The organism is Pseudomonas sp. CFBP2511 (assembly GCF_030209255.1).
Taxonomy (GTDB): domain Bacteria; phylum Pseudomonadota; class Gammaproteobacteria; order Pseudomonadales; family Pseudomonadaceae; genus Aquipseudomonas; species Aquipseudomonas avellanae.
Window position 1 is genome coordinate 78415 of the sequence record NZ_JARVSI010000021.1, and the last position, 19137, is coordinate 97551.

14 protein-coding genes are annotated in these 19137 nt (G+C 58.9%); 11 read left to right on the plus strand and 3 right to left on the minus strand.

From position 1 onward, the window contains the following. Window positions 1–10: 10 nt before the first annotated feature. Entirely contained in the window at window positions 11–694 is a 684-nt protein-coding gene (locus tag QRN38_RS17515) for a TPM domain-containing protein (RefSeq protein WP_044391731.1), read from the minus strand. Window positions 695–1023: 329 nt separating this feature from the next. Between QRN38_RS17515 and bglX the strand changes: the two genes are divergently transcribed. The 9 genes from bglX to QRN38_RS17560 all read left to right on the plus strand — a co-directional run bounded on the left by bglX (window position 1024) and on the right by QRN38_RS17560 (window position 15740). Next, on the plus strand, window positions 1024–3321 hold the full coding sequence (gene bglX, locus QRN38_RS17520) for a beta-glucosidase BglX (RefSeq protein ID WP_007246181.1): 2298 nt from the start codon (window positions 1024–1026) through the stop codon (window positions 3319–3321). A gap of 70 nt (window positions 3322–3391) precedes the next feature. Further along, a complete protein-coding gene (locus tag QRN38_RS17525) occupies window positions 3392–5149 on the plus strand; it encodes a sensor histidine kinase (RefSeq protein ID WP_054080402.1) in 1758 nt (585 codons plus the stop codon). A gap of 6 nt (window positions 5150–5155) precedes the next feature. Beyond that, window positions 5156–6490: a two-component system response regulator MifR gene (mifR, locus tag QRN38_RS17530; protein ID WP_044391669.1), complete on the plus strand. Its 1335-nt coding sequence runs from the start codon at window positions 5156–5158 to the stop codon at window positions 6488–6490. A gap of 225 nt (window positions 6491–6715) precedes the next feature. Further along, a complete protein-coding gene (locus QRN38_RS17535) occupies window positions 6716–9097 on the plus strand; it encodes a PAS domain-containing protein (RefSeq protein ID WP_011104949.1) in 2382 nt (793 codons plus the stop codon). 167 nt (window positions 9098–9264) lie between these two features. Next, complete coding sequence (locus tag QRN38_RS17540) at window positions 9265–10959, plus strand: molecular chaperone HscC (RefSeq protein ID WP_057419067.1); 1695 nt, start codon at window positions 9265–9267, stop codon at window positions 10957–10959. 5 nt (window positions 10960–10964) lie between these two features. After that, window positions 10965–12605 (plus strand): J domain-containing protein, encoded by a 1641-nt coding sequence (locus QRN38_RS17545; RefSeq protein WP_057419070.1) that lies wholly within the window; start codon window positions 10965–10967, stop codon window positions 12603–12605. Window positions 12606–12787: 182 nt separating this feature from the next. After that, complete coding sequence (locus tag QRN38_RS17550; protein ID WP_011104951.1) at window positions 12788–14113, plus strand: MFS transporter; 1326 nt, start codon at window positions 12788–12790, stop codon at window positions 14111–14113. 502 nt (window positions 14114–14615) lie between these two features. Further along, window positions 14616–14978, plus strand: a complete 363-nt coding sequence (locus tag QRN38_RS17555) for a hypothetical protein (RefSeq protein WP_024667656.1) — start codon at window positions 14616–14618, stop codon at window positions 14976–14978. Window positions 14979–15116: 138 nt separating this feature from the next. Then, complete coding sequence (locus tag QRN38_RS17560) at window positions 15117–15740, plus strand: flavin reductase family protein (protein ID WP_005739483.1); 624 nt, start codon at window positions 15117–15119, stop codon at window positions 15738–15740. Here QRN38_RS17560 and QRN38_RS17565 read toward each other — a convergent pair whose 3' ends face one another. Next, window positions 15741–15980, minus strand: a complete 240-nt coding sequence (locus QRN38_RS17565) for a hypothetical protein (protein WP_057419068.1) — start codon at window positions 15978–15980, stop codon at window positions 15741–15743. Window positions 15981–16130: 150 nt separating this feature from the next. Here QRN38_RS17565 and QRN38_RS17570 point away from each other — a divergent pair, with 150 nt between their 5' ends. Next, window positions 16131–16301: a hypothetical protein gene (locus QRN38_RS17570; protein ID WP_005768700.1), complete on the plus strand. Its 171-nt coding sequence runs from the start codon at window positions 16131–16133 to the stop codon at window positions 16299–16301. 127 nt (window positions 16302–16428) lie between these two features. Continuing rightward, window positions 16429–17925 (plus strand): MDR family MFS transporter, encoded by a 1497-nt coding sequence (locus tag QRN38_RS17575; RefSeq protein WP_024667655.1) that lies wholly within the window; start codon window positions 16429–16431, stop codon window positions 17923–17925. 13 nt (window positions 17926–17938) lie between these two features. Here the strand turns inward: QRN38_RS17575 and QRN38_RS17580 are convergent, their stop codons facing one another. Beyond that, a complete protein-coding gene (locus tag QRN38_RS17580) occupies window positions 17939–19072 on the minus strand; it encodes a DUF3396 domain-containing protein (protein ID WP_024667654.1) in 1134 nt (377 codons plus the stop codon). Window positions 19073–19137 lie beyond the last annotated feature (65 nt).

Below are 19137 nucleotides of genomic sequence, written 5' to 3' on the forward strand. Positions count from 1 at the left end.
AATCGATCAACTACCAGTTGCCTGATGCACCGCCGCCACCGAAGCGCCCGCCGCTGCGTTCAGTGGTTCTGTCACGTGCAGGCCGTACAGCGGCACCGCGCCTGATGCTGATAACCACAATCGCCAACACAATAAGGGTCAGCACAACAGCGAACAGCCAGACCTGATCGTCACTGGCCTGCTCCTCATAGCCAGCCATCTGCCGTGTCGGTTCAGGATAGTCAGGTATCTGACCACCCAGCGCTGCGATGACCGCACGGGCACCACGCTCTATACCGACAGCAAAGCGGCCATCGTCAAACTCGGGGGTCATCAGCATGTCGATGATCAACGAGCTCTGCGCATCACTGAGACGATCCTGCAAAGCAGCGCCGACCTCCATGAACACCTTGCGCTTGTCACGGTCGATCATCAGCAGCACGCTGTCGTCCTCGCCGTGCAGCCCCAGCCCCCATGCATCGCCCAGCCGAGCGCCGAATTCCTCGAGGCTCGCACCCTGCAAATCAGCCTGGGTCACCACCACTACCCGCTCACCGGTTGCCTGCTCGTGGGCACGTAGCAGCCTTGCCAGACGAACCGTGGTCTGGCTGTCGAGCATCTGCGCAGCATCGACCACGCTACCGGTCATCGGCGGAAATACCAGTGCTGGCTCCTGCGCGTCGGCACGAAATACCCCTCCCAAAAACATCACCATGCACAACATCAACCGTGAAACAGACTTCAAAATCAGACCTCCGGTGCTTTTTTGAATCTACTGAAACGACACGCCTTAGCCAAAACACAACTTCCCCGGCATAATCCATCGCCGACACCCGGTACGGTCACTAATCGATCAGACAGGGTTTGTACAAAAATCAATCAAATCACCATTTTCGTACACACCTTGGAAGGGCTTCGTGCAGTAAAGCGGATGACAACTATCCTTGCGTCCTGCCCGAACCATAACGCCAAAGGTCCATAACCCAAAAACTGGCTGTCAGACATTAAACGCGAGTTGCTGACAAAAGCCTTGAGAAATCATTCATGAATAAGCTGTGTTTATTAGGTTTGCTGGTCGGTATGGCCAGTCAGTCAGTGATGGCCCAAAGCGCTGCCGCCACGGACAATACAACGCTTCAGGCCAAGAATGCCTTCATCGGCAAACTGATGAAACAAATGACTCTGGACGAAAAGATCGGCCAGTTGCGTTTGATCAGTATCAGCGGGGAAATGCCGCAGCCGCAAATCCTCAAGGAGATTGCTGCCGGAAGAATCGGCGGCACGTTCAACTCCATTACACGCTCGGAAAACCGTCCGCTGCAGGAAGCCGCCGTTGCCAACAGCCGCCTGAAGATTCCGATGTTCTTTGCCTATGACGTCGTTCACGGCCATCGCACGATTTTCCCGATCAGCCTGGGCATGGCCGCCAGTTGGGACATGGACGCCGTCGCCCTGATGGGTCGTGTTTCGGCTAAAGAGGCGAGTGCCGACAGTATCGACATGACCTTTGCGCCCATGGTCGACATTTCCCGCGATCCGCGCTGGGGCCGTAGCTCCGAAGGCTTTGGCGAGGACACTTATCTGGTGTCACGCATTTCCGACGTGATGGTCCGCTCTTTTCAGGGCAAGAACGTCGCTGCGAACGACAGCATCATGGCCGCCGTCAAGCACTTCGCCCTGTACGGCGCGGTCGAGGGCGGGCGTGACTACAACACAGTGGACATGAGCATGACGCGCATGTACCAGGACTATCTGCCGCCTTACAAAGCCGGCATCGATGCCGGGGCTGGCGGCATCATGGTCGCACTCAACTCGATCAATGGCGTCCCGTCCACCTCCAATAAATGGCTGATGCAGGACCTGCTGCGCAAGGACTGGGGCTTCAAGGGCGTGACCATCAGCGACCACGGCGCGATCAAGGAACTGATCGAACACGGCGTGGCCAAGGATTACCGCGAAGCTGCCAAGCTGGCAATCAAGGCTGGCGTCGACCTCAGCATGAACGATGTGGCCTATGGCGAGCAGTTGCCCGGCCTGGTCAAGGACGGCGAGGTCTCCATGAAGGAAATCGACAGCGCCGTGCGTGAAGTGCTCGGTGCCAAGTACGACATGGGCCTGTTCGCCTCGCCTTACGGGCGCATTGGCGTTGCCGCCGATGATCCGGCCGACACGTATTCCGACGACCGCCTGCACCGCGCCGAAGCCCGCGATGTCGCGCGCAAGACGCTGGTCCTGCTGAAAAACCAGAACGACACCCTGCCGCTGAAGAAACAGGGCACCATCGCAGTCATTGGCGGGTTGGCACAAAGCCACCTCGACATGCTTGGCAGTTGGTCGGCTGCTGGCCGTCCCGCTCAGTCGGTGACCGTGTATGAAGGTCTGGCCAATGCGGTCGGTGACAAAGCCAAACTGCTTTACGCCCGCGGCGCCAACGTCAGTGACAACGAACACGTTCTCACTTACCTGAACTTCATCGAGAAAGAAGTAGAGATCGACCCGCGCCCGGCGCAGGAAATGATCGACGAAGCCGTCAAGGTCGCCGAGCAGTCCGATGTAATCGTTGCCGTGGTAGGCGAGTCGCGTGGCATGTCCCACGAATCGGCCAGCCGCAGCAGCCTGAACATTCCAGGCAAGCAACGTGATCTGATCAAGGCTCTGAAGGCCACTGGCAAGCCGTTGGTGCTGGTGCTGATGAATGGTCGTCCGCTGGTACTGGTCGACGAACAGGAGCAGGCAGACGCCATGCTCGAAACCTGGTTCCCGGGCACCGAAGGCGGCAATGCCGTGGCTGACGTGCTGTTCGGCGACTACAACCCGTCGGGTAAACTGGCCATGTCGTTCCCGCGCTCGATTGGCCAACTGCCGGTCTACTACGCGCACCTGAACACGGGTCGTCCGTACCACGAAGGCAAGCCGGGCAACTACACCTCGCATTACTTCGAAGAGCCCAATGGCCCGCTGTTCCCGTTCGGTTTTGGCCTGAGCTACACGCAGTTCGACGTCTCGGACATCAAGCTGTCGGATGCCAACATGGCGCGCAAAGGCAAGCTCACCGCCAGCGTGACCGTGAAGAACACCGGCAAGGTGGCGGGCGCTACCATTGTGCAGCTGTACCTGCACGACGTGGCGGCCTCGATCAGTCGCCCGGTCAAGGAGCTGAAAAACTTCGACAAGGTAATGCTTGAGCCTGGTGAGGAAAAAGTCGTTACCTTCACCCTCGGCGAAGACGACCTGAAGTTCTACAACAGCGAGCTCAAGTACGCTGCAGAACCCGGCGAATTCAAGGTCATGATCGGCCTGGACTCACAGACCGTAAAAGAAGCCACCTTCAACCTGTTGTAACGCCCGCCCACTGGCGTGCTGGCGAGCATCCCCTCGCCAACACGCCATTGGAGTCCGATCAGGCCGCAACATGACCCTCAAGCATCGCTACTGGCGCATCACTCTTTACGTGCTGTTGATTCTGGCCGGCGCTGCACTGTCGTCCGGACTTGCAATGCGTCAGGCGCAGCGCCATACGCTGTCAGAAGATGCCGCACGTGCCGGTGGGCAACTGGCGCTGTATGCCAACACCCTGCACACCCTCATCGAGCGTTATCGCGCCCTTCCCTCGGTGCTGGCGCTCGACCCGCAGATTCGTGCTGCGTTAAGCGGCCCGGTGACCGAAGAGGTGCAAAATGCGCTCAACATCAAGCTGGAAAAGATCAACAGCGCGGCGCATTCATCGACCCTTGAATTGCTCGATCTGCACGGCCTGGCGATAGGTGCGAGCAACTGGCGCACGCCCAACAGCTACGTCGGCCACAATTACGGCTTTCGCCCCTACTTCCTGCAAACCCGAGCCCAAGGCACCGGGCGCTTCTACGCGGTAGGTGTGACCACCGGCATTCCAGGGTACTTTCTGTCCAGTGCCGTCGTGGACGATGCGGGTGCCTTCATGGGCGCGATGGTGGTCAAACTGGAGTTTCCGAACCTTGAACAGGAATGGGGCCAGGGTGACGACCTGCTGCTGGTCAGCGACGAGAAAGGCATTGTCTTCATCGCCAATCGGGCTGGCTGGCGCTATCGCGAGCTGCTGCCCATTTCAGTCGAGGGCCGTGCCGATCTGTTGCGCACCCGCCAGTACGACAAAAAATCACTGTCACTGCTGCGCAGTCGGGTGCTTGAGCGTTTCGGTGAAAACAGCCACTTGAGCCGTATTGAAGGCCCGGACGGCGCAGCTGATTACCTATGGCAGTCGCTGCCGCTGCCCGACGAAAACTGGACGTTGCACCTGCTGCGCAAGCCGCCCGTCTCCAGTGAGGACGTTCGCAACGCCGGGCTGGCCGCCGCAGGTATCTGGCTGGCCATCGTGTTTCTGGGACTGTTTCTTTACCAGCGCTGGCGACTGGCGCGGTTACGCGAGCGCAATCGTGACGAACTTGAGCGTCTGGTACAAGAGCGCACCCGTGATCTGCAAACCGCGCAGGACGGCCTTGTGCAGTCGGCCAAACTTGCCGCGCTGGGGCAGATGTCGGCGGCGCTGGCCCATGAAATCAATCAGCCGCTGACAGCCCAGCGCATGCAACTGGCAACCCTGCGCCTGCTGCTGGATCAGGGCCGAGTCGATGAAGCCTGCAAAGCGCTGGTGCCGGTGGATCAGCAACTGACCCGCATGGCCGCACTGACCGGCCACCTGAAAACCTTTGCGCGCAAGAGCCCCAGCGGCCTGCGCGAGCGTCTGGACCTGGCCACCGTCGTCGATCAGGCCTTGTTGCTGCTCGAGCCGCGTCTGCGCGAAGAGCGCATTGATTGCGTGCTGCACCTGGCGCGGCCCGCCTGGGTGCGCGGTGATGCGATACGTCTGGAGCAGGTGCTGATCAATCTGCTGCGCAACGCACTGGATGCCATGCGAGAGCGCCCGTCCAGACGCCTCGAAGTACGTATCGATGCCTGCAACAGCCACTGGCGGCTCAGCGTCAGCGACAGCGGCGCGGGAATCGCGGCACAACATATGGCCAGCCTGTTCGATCCGTTCTTCACCACCAAACCGGTGGGCGATGGCCTGGGCCTTGGTCTGGCGGTGTCGTACGCGATCATTCACGAACTGGGCGGGCAACTGACTGCTGAAAACCATGCCGAGGGTGCGCGGTTCTGGTTCAGCCTGCCTAATGACTTTCTGGAGACCTGACCTGTGATGCTGAACTCGGTCATCGTGGTAGACGACGAGGCACCTATCCGGCAAGCCGTCGAACAATGGCTGACGCTGTCAGGTTTTGAGGTGCAGGTCTTCGCCCGCGCCGAAGAGTGCCTGGCGCAGATGCCGGAGCATTTCCCGGGCGTGGTGCTGACCGATGTGCGCATGCCGGGCATGACCGGCCTTCAATTGCTGACCCACCTGCACGCCCTTGACCGGGACCTGCCCGTCATTCTGCTGACCGGCCACGGCGATGTGCCTATGGCGGTAGAGGCAATGCGCGAAGGTGCCTATGATTTTCTGGAAAAGCCATTCAGCCCGGAAACGTTGATCAGCAACCTGCGGCGCGCGCTGGAAAAACGCCAACTGGTACTGGAAAACCGTCGCCTGCATGAACAGGCCGACGCCAGAACCCGGCTGGATGCCACCCTGCTCGGCGTATCCCCAAGCCTGCAGACCCTGCGGCGCCAGGTGCTGGAGCTGTCGCAACTGCCTGTCAACGTGATCATTCGTGGTGAAACCGGCAGCGGCAAAGAGCTGGTGGCTCGCTGCCTTCACGACTTCGGCCCACGCGCCGGCAAACCCTTCGTGGCACTCAACTGTGCCGCCATCCCGGAACACCTGTTCGAGGCCGAGCTGTTCGGGCACGAAAGTGGCGCATTTACCGGCGCGCAGGGTAAACGTATCGGGCGGCTGGAATACGCCGACGGCGGTACGGTGTTTCTCGATGAAATAGAGAGCATGCCCCTGGCGCAACAGGTCAAGCTGCTGCGCGTCCTGCAGGACAAGTGCCTTGAAAGGCTGGGCTCCAACCAGAGCATCAAGGTTGACCTGCGGATCATTGCGGCGACCAAACCGGACCTGCTCGAAGAAGCTCGCGCCGGGCGCTTCCGCGAGGACCTGGCCTACCGACTGAACGTCGCCGAGCTGCGCTTGCCTGCGCTGCGCGACCGGCTTGAGGACATTGCGCAACTGTTCAGCCATTTCAGCAGGGCCGCCGCCGAGCGGATGGGACGTGAGGCGCCCGCCCTGAGCGCCGCGCGCCTGAGCCAGCTGCTCAGCCACGACTGGCCCGGCAATGTGCGCGAACTCGCCAATGCGGCCGAGCGGCAGACCCTGGGCCTGGAAATGACGCCACCGCAAGCCGACACTCAACTACCAGGGCATTCACTGGCGGCACGTCAGGAAGCCTTCGAAGCGCAATGCCTGCGCGCCTCATTGACCCGCCACAAAGGCGATATCAAGGCTGTGCTCAACGAGTTGCAATTGCCCCGGAGGACGCTGAACGAGAAAATGCAGCGTCATGCCCTGGTGCGGGAAATGTTTCTCGGCTGAGGTGTTTGCCTGTTCCTTACGGCATCTTCAAGTGATAAACGAACATTTCGCGCAGCGCCGGGTCTGCATACTGTTCGCGGTTATATAGAGTCGTGATGGCTGGATATGAGCAGGGCATAATGACATCATGCTTGCCTTGGCTATTCAGCTTACTTTGGCAGTACGAAAGATGGGGCATTTTCTACCGTGAATACTCCCCTCGACCTCCCACTGGGAGGCGGCGAAATGGGCCGGCTTATCCGGGAGACAGACTGGTCGACGTCTGCGCTTGGACCGAAGCAAGCATGGCCCACCGCGCTACTGTCTTCGCTGAACCTGATGCTCAGTTGCCCGGACAGCATGTACCTGCTGTGGGGAGCGGATTTCACCTTGTTCTTCAATGATGCCTACCGCCAGGTCTTGCCCGTATCCGCACACCAAGCACAAGGGCAACCGATCGCTGCGGTTTGGGGCGATGCGTGGGAAGCCGTGCGTCCGCTGGCCGAGCAGGCACTCGCCGGACACAGCTGCCGGTCCGATGACATTCAGCGCGTGCTCGTGCGCGACGGCAAGTCCGAGCAGACCTGGTGGTCGCTGTCCTATTCGCCTCTTTATGGTGATAGCGGCCTGATTGAAGGCGTGTTCTGCCGGGTCAACGAAACCACGTCTCAGGTCACCGCTCAGGCCCGGCAGTCCCAGAACGAAGCGTTTACCAATCGGGTTCTGTCGAGCATCAACGATTGCATCAAGGTGCTGGATCTTGATTCGCGCCTGACGTTCATGAGCGAAGGCGGCCAGCGCATCATGGAAGTCAGCGATTTCAACGAGATTGTCGGCTGCCCCTGGCCTGACTTCTGGCAGGATCAGGGCAACCTGGACGCCATCGCGGCAGTGGAAGCTGCGCGCGACGGTCAGAACGCAAGCTTTATGGGCTCTGCGCAGACCATGGCCGGCACCGTCAAATGGTGGCACGTGCAGGTCAGTCCGATTTTCGGCAAAGACGGCAAGCCTGAGAAAATTCTTTGCGTGTCTCGGGACATGACCCAGCTCAGAAATGCGGAAGAGGCCCTGCGCACGCTCAACGAGACGCTTGAGCAACGCGTGGTCGAGCGTACCCAGGACCGCGACCGGATCTGGCGGCTATCGACCGACCTGATGCTGGTCGCGCAGTTCGACGGGATCATATCCGCGGTCAACCCGGCGTGGACCCAGGCACTGGGCTGGTCGGAAGAACAACTGCTCGACAGCCAGTTTCTGGGGCTGGTGCACCCGGACGATGTCAACAGTACCCTGGCGGCCATGAGCGGCCTGGAAAACGGCCAGAATATTCCGCACTTCAAAAATCGCTATCGCCACATGGACGGCTCATACCGGACCATTTCCTGGACGGCAGTGCCGGACAAACAGTTTATCCATGCGGTCGGCCGCGACATCCAGGCCGAAGAAGAGGCCAACGAAGCGCTGCGGCTTTCTCGGGAGGCCCTGCATCAAGCGCAGAAACTGGAAGCCATCGGCCAGCTGACCGGCGGTGTAGCGCATGATTTCAATAACCTGCTGACCGTCATCCGCTCGTGCAGCGATCTGCTGAAATCTGCAAACCTTGAAGAGCCGCGCCGGGTTAAATACGTCGAGGCCATTTCCAGCACCGTAGACCGCGCGGCGCGCCTGACCGGCCAATTGCTGGCCTTTGCCCGCCGCCAGGCATTGCAGCCCGAAGTGTTCGATGTCTGCAAAAGCGTGGCACGCATCGGCGAAATGATGGACACACTCACCGGCTCGCGCATTCAGGTGCACATCGACCTGCCTGCCGAACCGTGCTTTATTTTTGCCGATGGCAGCCAGTTCGACACCGCACTGGTCAACATGGTGGTCAACGCCCGTGATGCGATGTCAGGCTCGGGCCGGCTCGTCATCAAGGTTGACTGCGTGACCTGTTCGTCGGCCAGCCTGCCCTCCTCGCTCAACGCGGGCGACTACGTGACGGTGTCGCTGACCGACACGGGTGCAGGCATTGCCAAGGATAAACTGGGGCTGATCTTCGAGCCCTTCTATACCACCAAGAGCGTGGGCCAGGGCACAGGGCTCGGCCTGTCGCAGGTGTTCGGTTTTGCCAAGCAATCGGGCGGTGAAGTTCTGGTTGAAAGCGAACTGGGCAGCGGCAGCCGTTTCACCCTGTGCCTGCCCAGTGTCGAAGCTCACGAGCGAGCCGCAGAAGACAACAACCTGACGCTCGCCGCACTGCCCGGTTTATGCGTACTGATGGTCGAAGACAATCAGGACATCGGCACTTACACACGTCCGATGCTCGAACAGCTGGGTTTTCAAGTGCTCTGGGTATCGAGTGCCAGTGATGCGTTACAGGAGCTTTCCGGCAACCCGGAAAACTTTCATGTGGTGTTCTCCGACATCGCCATGCCGGGCATGAGCGGGCTGGAGCTATATGCCGAAATCGAGGCGCGCTACCCCTGGATGCCGGTGGTCCTGACGACGGGCTACAGCACTGAATTTGCAACACTCGCGCAGGACGAAACACACCGCTTCGACCTGTTGCAGAAACCCTATTCCAGAGACGACCTGGCAGCGATGCTGCACAAGGCCGTGAGCCGCAGCGTGGAACACACGTCGTAAGCGTGTACCTGAGGGCATCTGGCTGTGCGTTTCGCTGATGCCCGCCGCTGACTTTTTTCCGGGTACTAAAATGCAGTACGGGGCCACAAAATCAAGACAGCGCACGCTGCCTTGATTCAAAATCACGCAAAATAGTGCAACAACCTTCAAGCAGGGAGCGTTTCGAGATGATCGTCGGTATTGATCTGGGCACCACCAACAGCCTGGTGGCTGTCTGGCGCGACGGCAGCAGCGAGCTGGTGACCAATGCATTGGGTGAAACACTGACCCCAAGCGTTGTCGGGCTGGACGACGACGGGCAGATTCTGGTCGGCAAGGCTGCACGCGAACGTCTGCAAACCCACCCGGAAAAAACCACAGCGCTGTTCAAACGCTACATGGGCAGCGCTCAGGAAATTCGCCTTGGCGCTGGCACCTATCGCCCGGAAGAGTTGTCCTCGCTGGTCCTCAAAAGCCTGAAAGCCGACGTCGAGCGCGCATATGGCGAGCCTGTTACCGAGGCAGTCATCAGTGTTCCCGCTTATTTCAGCGACGCTCAGCGCAAAGCGACGCGCATCGCCGGGGAGCTGGCGGGCCTGAAAGTCGAAAAGCTCATCAATGAGCCAACAGCGGCAGCCCTCGCGTACGGGCTGCACCAGAAGGAAGGCGAAACCTCGTTTCTGGTCTTCGACCTGGGCGGCGGCACGTTCGATATCTCGATTCTTGAACTGTTCGATGGCGTTATGGAAGTCAGGGCCAGCGCAGGCGACAACTTTCTGGGCGGTGAAGACTTCGACCGCCTGCTGGTCGAACACTTTCTGGCCCTGCACCGCGACGAGCAGGACTTCCCTGCCAAGGAGCTGGTAACGCCTTCACTGCGGCGTGAAGCCGAGCGCGTGCGCAAGGCGTTGGGGCAGGATGATCGCGTCGACTTCGTACTGCGCCACGCCGAACGCGAGTGGCGCAAGACGATCACCCAAGAGCAGATGAGCGACTTGTTTGCGCCTCTGCTGGCACGCCTGCGCTCGCCCATCGAACGCGCATTGCGTGATGCGAAAATTCGCGTCGCCGACCTGAACGAGATCCTTCTGGTGGGCGGCACCACTCGCATGCCGCTGATTCGTAAACTGGCCGCCGGAATGTTCGGGCGCTTCCCGGCCATGACCCTCAACCCGGATGAAGTAGTCGCGCAGGGCGCTGCGATTCAGGCAGCACTCAAGCAGCGCGATGCGGCGCTTGAAGAAGTCGTGCTGACCGATGTGTGTCCTTACACGCTGGGTATCGAAACCACGCAATACGTTTTCAACGGCTACCAGCCCGGGCATTACCTCCCGATCATCGAGCGCAACAGCGTGGTGCCGGTCAGCCGGGTTCGCACGGTGAATACCATCTCCGACAATCAGGATCATGTCCTGTTGAAGATCTTTCAAGGCGAAAGCCGCCTGGTCAAAGACAACATCGCGCTGGGCGAACTGAACATTCCCGTCCCCAAGGCCAAGGCTGGAGAAGTCGAGCTGGACGTGCGTTTCACCTATGACAACAACGGCCTGCTGGAAGCTGACGTGCTGATCCAGATGACCGGTGAAAAGCATAAGCTGGTGATCGAGAACAATCCTGGCGTGATGACACCTACCGAGATTCGCGAACGGCTTAAAGTGCTGGAAGCGCTCAAGGTTCATCCGCGCGAACAACAGGTCAATACCCACCTGACGGCGCGGCTGGAACGGCTTTATCAGGAGTATCTGGGCGAGGCACGCGAAACCATCGGCATCTGGGCGGCTCAGTTCCAGCGCGTACTGGAAACCCAGGATGACCGGCAGATCAACGAGCTGCGCAAACAACTCGAACAGGAAGCAGACCGTTTTGAACGAGGTGAGTGGTGACGGCAATGGACTGCTGGAGTGTTTTGAACATTGAGCGCGACGCCGACGAACGCAGCATAAAGCGCCAATACGCCAGACTGCTGAAGACCACCCGGCCTGACGATGACCCGTCGGCCTTTCAAAACCTGCGTGATGCTTACGAGCAGGCGCTGAGTCGGGCGCGCAGCCGTGTCGACGATGAGGAGGAGGACGACGGAAACGTTTCCTGGTCCTTCTCAGATCAGGAACACCCATCGACAGCGCCTGATGAGGCTGCACGACCCGCTCAACCAGAGCACCGGCAAGAGCTGCCCGTCGATGATAATGCCAGCCCTGTAACGCGCCCGGCGATTGAGTTGAGCTGGTACGAACAAGCCCTTCGGACCACCCCGGACAATCTGCATGCGCAACGTCAGATCGCTCAGAATCAGGGCTGCGATGAGCTTTTTCAGCAACACCTCGTCAAACGTTGCCTGCTGGACCCGGAAGACAATCTGCCATTGATCAAGGCCGCAGTCGAGCAACTGCACTGGCTCACCCCCTGGCAAAAAGTGCAGCTCAGGGCGCACCAGTCACAGCGCCTGACTCAGGCACTGCTGGACAGCTCGCTTCCGCAATTGCGCACCCTGCTCGAAAACAGCGAAGAGCGCACTTTTCTCGAAACGCTGAAGACTCTTCAACAACAGCCTTGGCTGGCTTCGTTTGATCGTCAGGAACAGCTTGAGCAATGGGTCATGACGCTGCTGCTCAACAATCATGACTGGTCACCTGCCCTGTTTGAACGGCTGAGCAACCTGTTTGCCTGGGATAAGAAACACGACGTGTATTCCGGGCCGATGTCGTTATGGGTGAATCTGGTCCAGCGCTGTGAAGAAAAGGCCTTCATCGCTCGTCAGCAAAAACTGCTCGCTGGGGCGGCAGACACTCCCGAAGCGGCCGCAGCGCATCTGATTCTGCAGCCGCCTGCGTTGAATGAACGACTGCGCATGGCCAGACTGGGTGACCAGGCGTTTTGGCAAGCCTGTGAAACACTCACGTCTGATTTGACTCATCGCTTTGCGCAGGCCCTGCACGTATTTGCGCATGCGGATTTGCAATCCTGGCGCAAATTGCCGAAAAAGGTGTCATTCAATCCCTATCTCAGAACCTATTTGTTTATCGCCCTGGCGACGCTGACGACAGTCAACCTCAATCCCCCGACCACAAAAGATTGGTGGAACGAGATACTTTCCGTAGTGCTCACCTTCCCCGTTTTTGCCATGCTGGCTTTTCATTTCTTTATGAGCGCCTGGCGACCCGCCTCCAGGCTGTTCAGTTCGATGGATGCCCGATACAGCAAACGCCTGCTACCCGATTTTCTCAGTTGGCCGGGTCATCAGGCGTTGCTGCTGCGCCACGGGATTCCGGTCGTGTTATTTGGCTCAGCTTTTACAACTTTAGGTCCGCTGATAACGCTTTTGTATGTGTCTATGGTGTTGCTGTGGATCATCCTGTCGCCCTACCGAATGTCCCTTTTTCAGGATGCGGTTTCCCAAAGGACCGGCGGCTGGGATGGCATTAAAGCCTTTGCAGCCAGAAACACCTTCAAAGGAATCATGATCCTTATGGGCTTGATGCTCACCTTCGTGGGGGCAGTGATCGCTTTCGGACCGGCACGCGGTCATTAGTTTTCTTCGCCCTCTATCAGCAAGAATCCGCTTATTCACTCTGCGCCCATAAGCGGATTTTTGCTCATCCACATCTCGCGACCGCTCTAGCACAAGCCCTCATGGTGTGGCACAGCTCGTGCTATGGAACTGGTCAGGGCATTACATGCCTCCTCTAAAAATAATGATAGACAAGGAACACCATGGAAACCTCCAACCCCGCCTCCAACGGGCCGGCAGCCAGCATCGCCGGTCAGAAAACCACCTCCAGCCGTCTCAAGTCCATTTTCAGTGGCTCGGTCGGCAATATGGTCGAGTGGTACGACTGGTACGTCTACGCAGCTTTCTCGCTGTACTTCGCCAAAGCGTTCTTCCCCAAGGGCGACACCACCGCCCAATTGCTCAACACCGCCGCGATCTTCGCCGTCGGCTTTCTGATGCGACCTATCGGTGGCTGGCTGATGGGGCTGTACGCTGACTACAAAGGACGCAAGGCCGCGCTGATGGCGTCGGTGCTGCTGATGTGTTTCGGCTCGCTGATCATCGCCCTGACCCCGGGCTACGAAAGCATTGGCGTCGGTGCTCCGATCCTGCTGGTATTCGCCAGATTGCTGCAAGGCCTGTCGGTCGGCGGCGAGTACGGTACTTCGGCCACCTACCTCAGTGAGATGGCGACCAAAGAGCGTCGCGGCTTCTTTTCCAGCTTCCAGTACGTCACGCTGATTTCCGGTCAGCTCATCGCGCTGGCCGTATTGATTGTGTTGCAACAGACCCTGACCACCGAGCAGCTGTATGCCTGGGGCTGGCGCATCCCGTTCGTCATCGGTGCCCTGTGCGCGGTAGTGGCGCTGTTTCTGCGTCGCGGCATGGAAGAAACCGAGTCGTTCACCCGCAAGAAAAAGGAAAAACGCAAGGAAAGCCTGATGCGCACGTTGATACGCCATCCCAAGGAACTGATGACCGTGGTCGGCCTGACCATGGGCGGTACGCTGGCGTTCTACACCTACACCACGTACATGCAGAAGTACCTGGTCAACACCGTCGGCATGAGCATCACCGACTCGACCTCGATATCGGCCGCTACGCTGTTTCTGTTCATGTTGTTGCAGCCCGTGGTCGGGGCGCTGTCCGACAAGATCGGGCGACGTCCGATCCTGATTGCATTTGGCGTACTGGGCACGCTGTGCACGGTGCCGATCCTGACCACCTTGCACACCATTCAAACCTGGTGGGGCGCGTTCTTCCTGATCATGGCAGCGCTGATCATCGTAAGTGGCTACACCTCGATCAACGCAGTGGTCAAAGCCGAACTGTTTCCGACCGAGATCCGCGCACTGGGCGTCGGCCTGCCGTATGCCCTGACCGTGTCAATCTTCGGTGGCACAGCGGAATACATCGCACTGTGGTTCAAGAGCATCGGTATGGAGACGGGCTATTACTGGTACGTCACCGCCTGCATCGCCTGTTCGTTGCTGGTGTACGTCTTCATGAAAGACACCCGCAAACACTCGCGTATCGAAACTGACTGATTCAGCAAACAAGCCATACCCGTTAAAAGCCTGACTCGACGTGAGCGTGCAGTGCGGAGCCTCAATCCAGGGCATTCCGACGCCGCGCGCTCACGCTTATACAAGTCTTCGAATGGCTATCCCCGCTTGCTGTGATATCCGTCGCAACCGCGCGTTGCCATCTGCCCCATCGATACTGCAACCGCAAACCAACGTCGAAATCGCCCTGACACTTGCAACCAAGTGTTTCAATACAGTGCACTCTTTCAACGTTTACCCGTGATAACACCTTGAATAAATTACACTTCCAGTTTGTCAAGTGGGTTTATTACAAGGTTTTTCAGAAATTGCACACTTACAATGCAATTTCCCCCGCAGGGCCCGAAATCAGCGCATCCCAGCCAACTATCATTTTCAGCGATGATCGCTAGCAACCCTATTAACTTCTTAATAATCCGCTGGCGCGTAGCATTGCCTCCATACCGGGATGACAACTCACCCGACACTGATTGGAGACTTCATCATGAAAACTACTAAATTGATCTTCGGCCTGGCTTTCTCTGTTCTGGCTTCAAGCGCGTTTGCTCTTCCAGCAGTCGATACCGTCAACAACAGCGATATGTCCAAAGCCCCCCTCGTTGCTGAAGGCGGTACCAAGCACACTAACGTTGGTTCGATCCGCGTATCGGCCGACGGTGCTGACCACGTCGGTGCCAATCGTCTGGCCGCAGACGGTGCAGATCGCGTCGGTGCAAACCGCCAGGCCGCCAATGGTGCAGACCATGTAGGCGCCAATCGTCTGGCTGCGGACGGTGCAGATCGTGTCGGTGCAAACCGCCAGGCTGCCGATGGTGCAGATCGCGTAGGCGCCAATCGTCTGGGTTGATTGCCCATGCAACACCCCAAGCCCGGTTTATGCCGGGCTTCTTCATTTATGGCTCAGGCTGAAACACACACTGCTCTGGCATCCACCGCCAATGCACAGCACTATGTTCGTATCCCATGAGCCCATCAGGAATCGAGCATGTCTGACGCTATTCACTCCTACGAGCCCTCCAAAGGTCACGGCCTGCCGCATGATCCGTTCAACGCGATCGTAGGTCCACGCCCGATTGGCTGGATTTCCTCCCAGGATGCCAACGGCAAGCTGAACCTGGCACCCTACAGTTTTTTCAATGCGTTCAATTACGTGCCCCCGATCATCGGGTTCTGCAGTGTCGGTCGCAAAGACAGCCTCAACAACATCGAACAAACTGGCGAGTTCGTCTGGAACCTGGCGACCCGCTCGCTGGCCGAGGCAATGAATCAGAGCTGCGCGCCGGTCTCACCCGACGTCAGCGAATTCGAGCTGGCGAATCTGACACCCCTGAAATCACAGATCGTTTCGGTGCCACGCGTACTTGAGACTCCGGTGTCGTTCGAGTGCAAGGTCACGCAAATCATTCAGCTGCAGCGTGCCGACAAGGAACTCGTGCCCAGCTGGCTGATTCTGGGCGAAGTGGTGGCGGTGCATATCGAGAAGTCACTGCTCAAGGACGGCGTCTACGATACGGCGGCCGCAGAGCCGATCCTGCGTGGCGGCGGCCCTGCGGACTACTTCCAGCTCGGGCCGGAAGCGCTGTTCAAGATGTTCCGGCCAGGCGCCTGATCAGGAATCGGCCCAGACCGGTTCGCCCTCGGCATCAATGCCGGTCAGCCGTTGCAGCTCCTGCACAGCGGCAAGGTCGGCATCATCGGCAGTCTTGAACTTCTGATCGGGCAACAGCGCGTGAAAACGCGGCGCGCCACCTGCGCCCAGCGCCTTGATGGCAAGCGCCGCGTTGTAACCCTGCTCGGAGGGCATTACCGCCGAGACCACTTCAAACCCGTTGTATTCCTTGCGTGCCATTTGTCCAACCCTTGCCGTTCAATCAAAGCGCGAATTCTAGCGCGTCCGTCGCGCTGTATGCGCCGATGATAACCGACGTAAAGCCCGACCTTGTTCTACACTCAAATCAGTTCTTTCAAACTGCTCTGTAGCCAAGGTAAGGAGTGCGTCATGAAAGTAAAAACAAGAAAATGCATGCTCGTCATCGGTACTCTCGCCGTTATGGCTGTGTACGCCACCGGGGCCTATCGCAATGAAATGGCACGGCAGGCGCCGCAGGTCGCCAGTTGCACGTTTGGCCATTGCGTGCCGACCGATGCAACCTTCAGCATCTTGCGATGACACTGGCGTCACGTGAAATGCATGGTCGTTCAGCAAAGGCAGCTATCGATTAGCAAGCTATCGGATTAGACTGGCCAGACTCTCCCGCCACACTTGAGGCGGGTCATCATTGCCATCAGGTTTTGCCTTGACCAGTCTTACTCAAACGCCTCCGGCCATTCGCAGCATTCTGTTCGCGCTGATGATGGCGGTACTGCTCAGCGCGCTGGATCAGACCATCGTTGCCGTCTCGATGCCGGCCATTTCCGCTCAGTTCAAGGATATCGACCTGCTGGCCTGGGTCATTTCCGCCTATATGGTTTCGCTGACCGTGGCTGTGCCGATCTACGGCAAGCTGGGCGATCTCTACGGGCGGCGCAAACTGATGCTGTTCGGGCTGGGGCTGTTCACCCTCGCCTCGCTGTTCTGCGGCATGGCGCAAAGCATGGAGCAACTGGTGCTGGCACGCGTGCTTCAAGGCATCGGTGCGGGCGGCATGGTGTCGGTGAGCCAGGCGATCATTGCCGATATCGTTCCGCCTCGTGAACGGGGCCGTTATCAGGGCTATTTCAGCAGCATGTACGCGGTCGCCAGCGTAGCAGGCCCGGTGCTGGGCGGCCTGATGACTGAATACCTGTCCTGGCGCTGGGTGTTTTTGATCAATCTGCCACTGGGAGCTGCCGCCCTGATCGTCGCTTACAGGACCCTCGTCGGCCTGCCGGTTCCACAGCGCAAGCCGATTATCGATTACCTGGGGACGGTGCTGATGATCATCGGCCTGACCGCCCTGTTGCTGGGGATCACCCAAATAGGCCAGGGACACGACCTGGGCAACCGCGACGTTCAACTGTTACTGGGCACCGCCCTGGTGGCGCTGGCCGTTTTCGTCTGGTACGAACGCCGCGCGCCTGAACCATTGTTGCCCATGCATCTGTTTGCCAATAAAAGCGCCGTGCTTTGCTGGTGCACCGTGTTCTTCACCAGTTTTCAGGCTATCTCGCTGATTGTGCTGATGCCGCTGCGTTACCAGACTGTCACCGGTGGCGGTGCGGACAGCGCCGCGCTGCACCTGCTTCCGCTGGCTATCGGCATGCCGATGGGCGCTTATTTTGCCGGGCGACGCACCGCGCAGACCGGACGCTACAAACCGCTGATCCTGACCGGCGCACTGCTGATGCCCGTAGCCATTCTGGGCATGGCTTTCACCCCGCCCCAGTCGCTGGTGGTGATGAGCCTGTTCATGATTCTGACTGGCATCGCGACCGGCATGCAATTCCCTACTTCACTGGTCGGCACCCAGAACGCCGTCCAGCCCCGTGACATGGGCGTGGCCACCAGCACGACCAACCTCTTCCGCTCACTGGGCGGCGCAATGGGCGTGGCGCTGATGTCGGCACTGTTACTGGCCATGTTGCAGCATGCCGGACTCGGTCAGCTCGGTGCGGGAGCCCTTGGCGGCGAAGGCAGCTCCGGCAATGTGCTGCTCGACAGCCTCAATGCTGCCACCGGACCGGCACTGGAAACCCTGCGTATCGAACTGGCATCGACGTTCAGAAACCTGCTGATAACCAGCGCGGCCATTTCGTTACTGGGCCTTGCTGCGGCTGCGGCAATGCCCAATACCCTTCTACGAGGCCGAGACTAGCCGCTCTGCTTCTTCAAGAAGACACTTCAGCCCAGAACCACTGGGTTTTCTTGCTCTTTATATGAGCAAACGCAGGCATGAGTTCGCCTTCGTCGAAATGTCGCCGGGAGCCGTACTGTGCGCTACTGAACCAGCAACCTGATCGAGGGCATGCTTGCCCGGCATCTACCGGGGGCAACGGTTTTTCATCAAAGCGCGCATACCATTGCGCAGTGGTTTCGTCGGTAAAGCCGTTCCCTGACCCGAGGTAAGGGTGCAGGTTGCCGGTGTCCTGCAGGCGGATCGGCTTGATGACTCTGTTGACCGTGACATAAGGCTGTGGCGGCGGCAGGCCTCTGCCGCCCAATTCAGGCACCGCGCCGGCACGAATCAACAAACCGTTGCTGTAGCTGTGAAAAACGATGTCGCGGTGCGGGCTCATTTGACCACGCAATCGGTCACTTCCCCCCAACTGCCTGACAAATGACTCACCCAGCACCGTGTACCAGCTGACACCCTTGATACGGTCCAACAGGCGCAGGCTTTCTATATGCGGATTGGGATCGACCATCAACCCCATATGATCCTGAGCCAGCCGATACTCCCACGGTAAATACTGGTGACCATCGCAGGGCAGCACACAGGCCAGCCCGCCAAAACCGTGTTCGGCCTGCACTTCGCTGCTCAGGTACCTGATCCAGGTCTCATAGTTTTTCAGTCCGTCGGGCTCGGTCAGGTAAGACCAGGGCAAGACCATTTTCAGACACGAGCGATCATTGTCGGCCTGCCCTTGCGAGGTGTTCATCACAAACAGGCTGTACAGGGCGACTTCAGCCTGCGTCGCGCTGGCGATCGACCAGATGAACTGCTCGTCGGGCGGGCTTTCGACAACCTGGCGCCGGGTCGACGCAAAACCGGACCCGCTCAAGCGCCGCATGCGCTTGAACAGCTGCCACTTGAGCCTGGTTTTAAATGCCTCGTAGAAACGCGAAAAGCATGCCTCGACCCGGCGCTTCATTTCCGGGGTGTGACCATTGCGAAAATACAGCGTGGTAATCAGCCCCAGCCGAATGACCGGCGTCCCCAGGGCGGAATCCACCCCCATTCGTTCAGATTGCTGCGTGAGTCGGGCCAATAGCCTCACGGTGTCAGTTCCGGTGTCCGACATGAGCTGTCCTCCCGACGATTGCGTGAACCGCGCTTGCGCTCATGTCTGCATGCCCTTGGCATGTT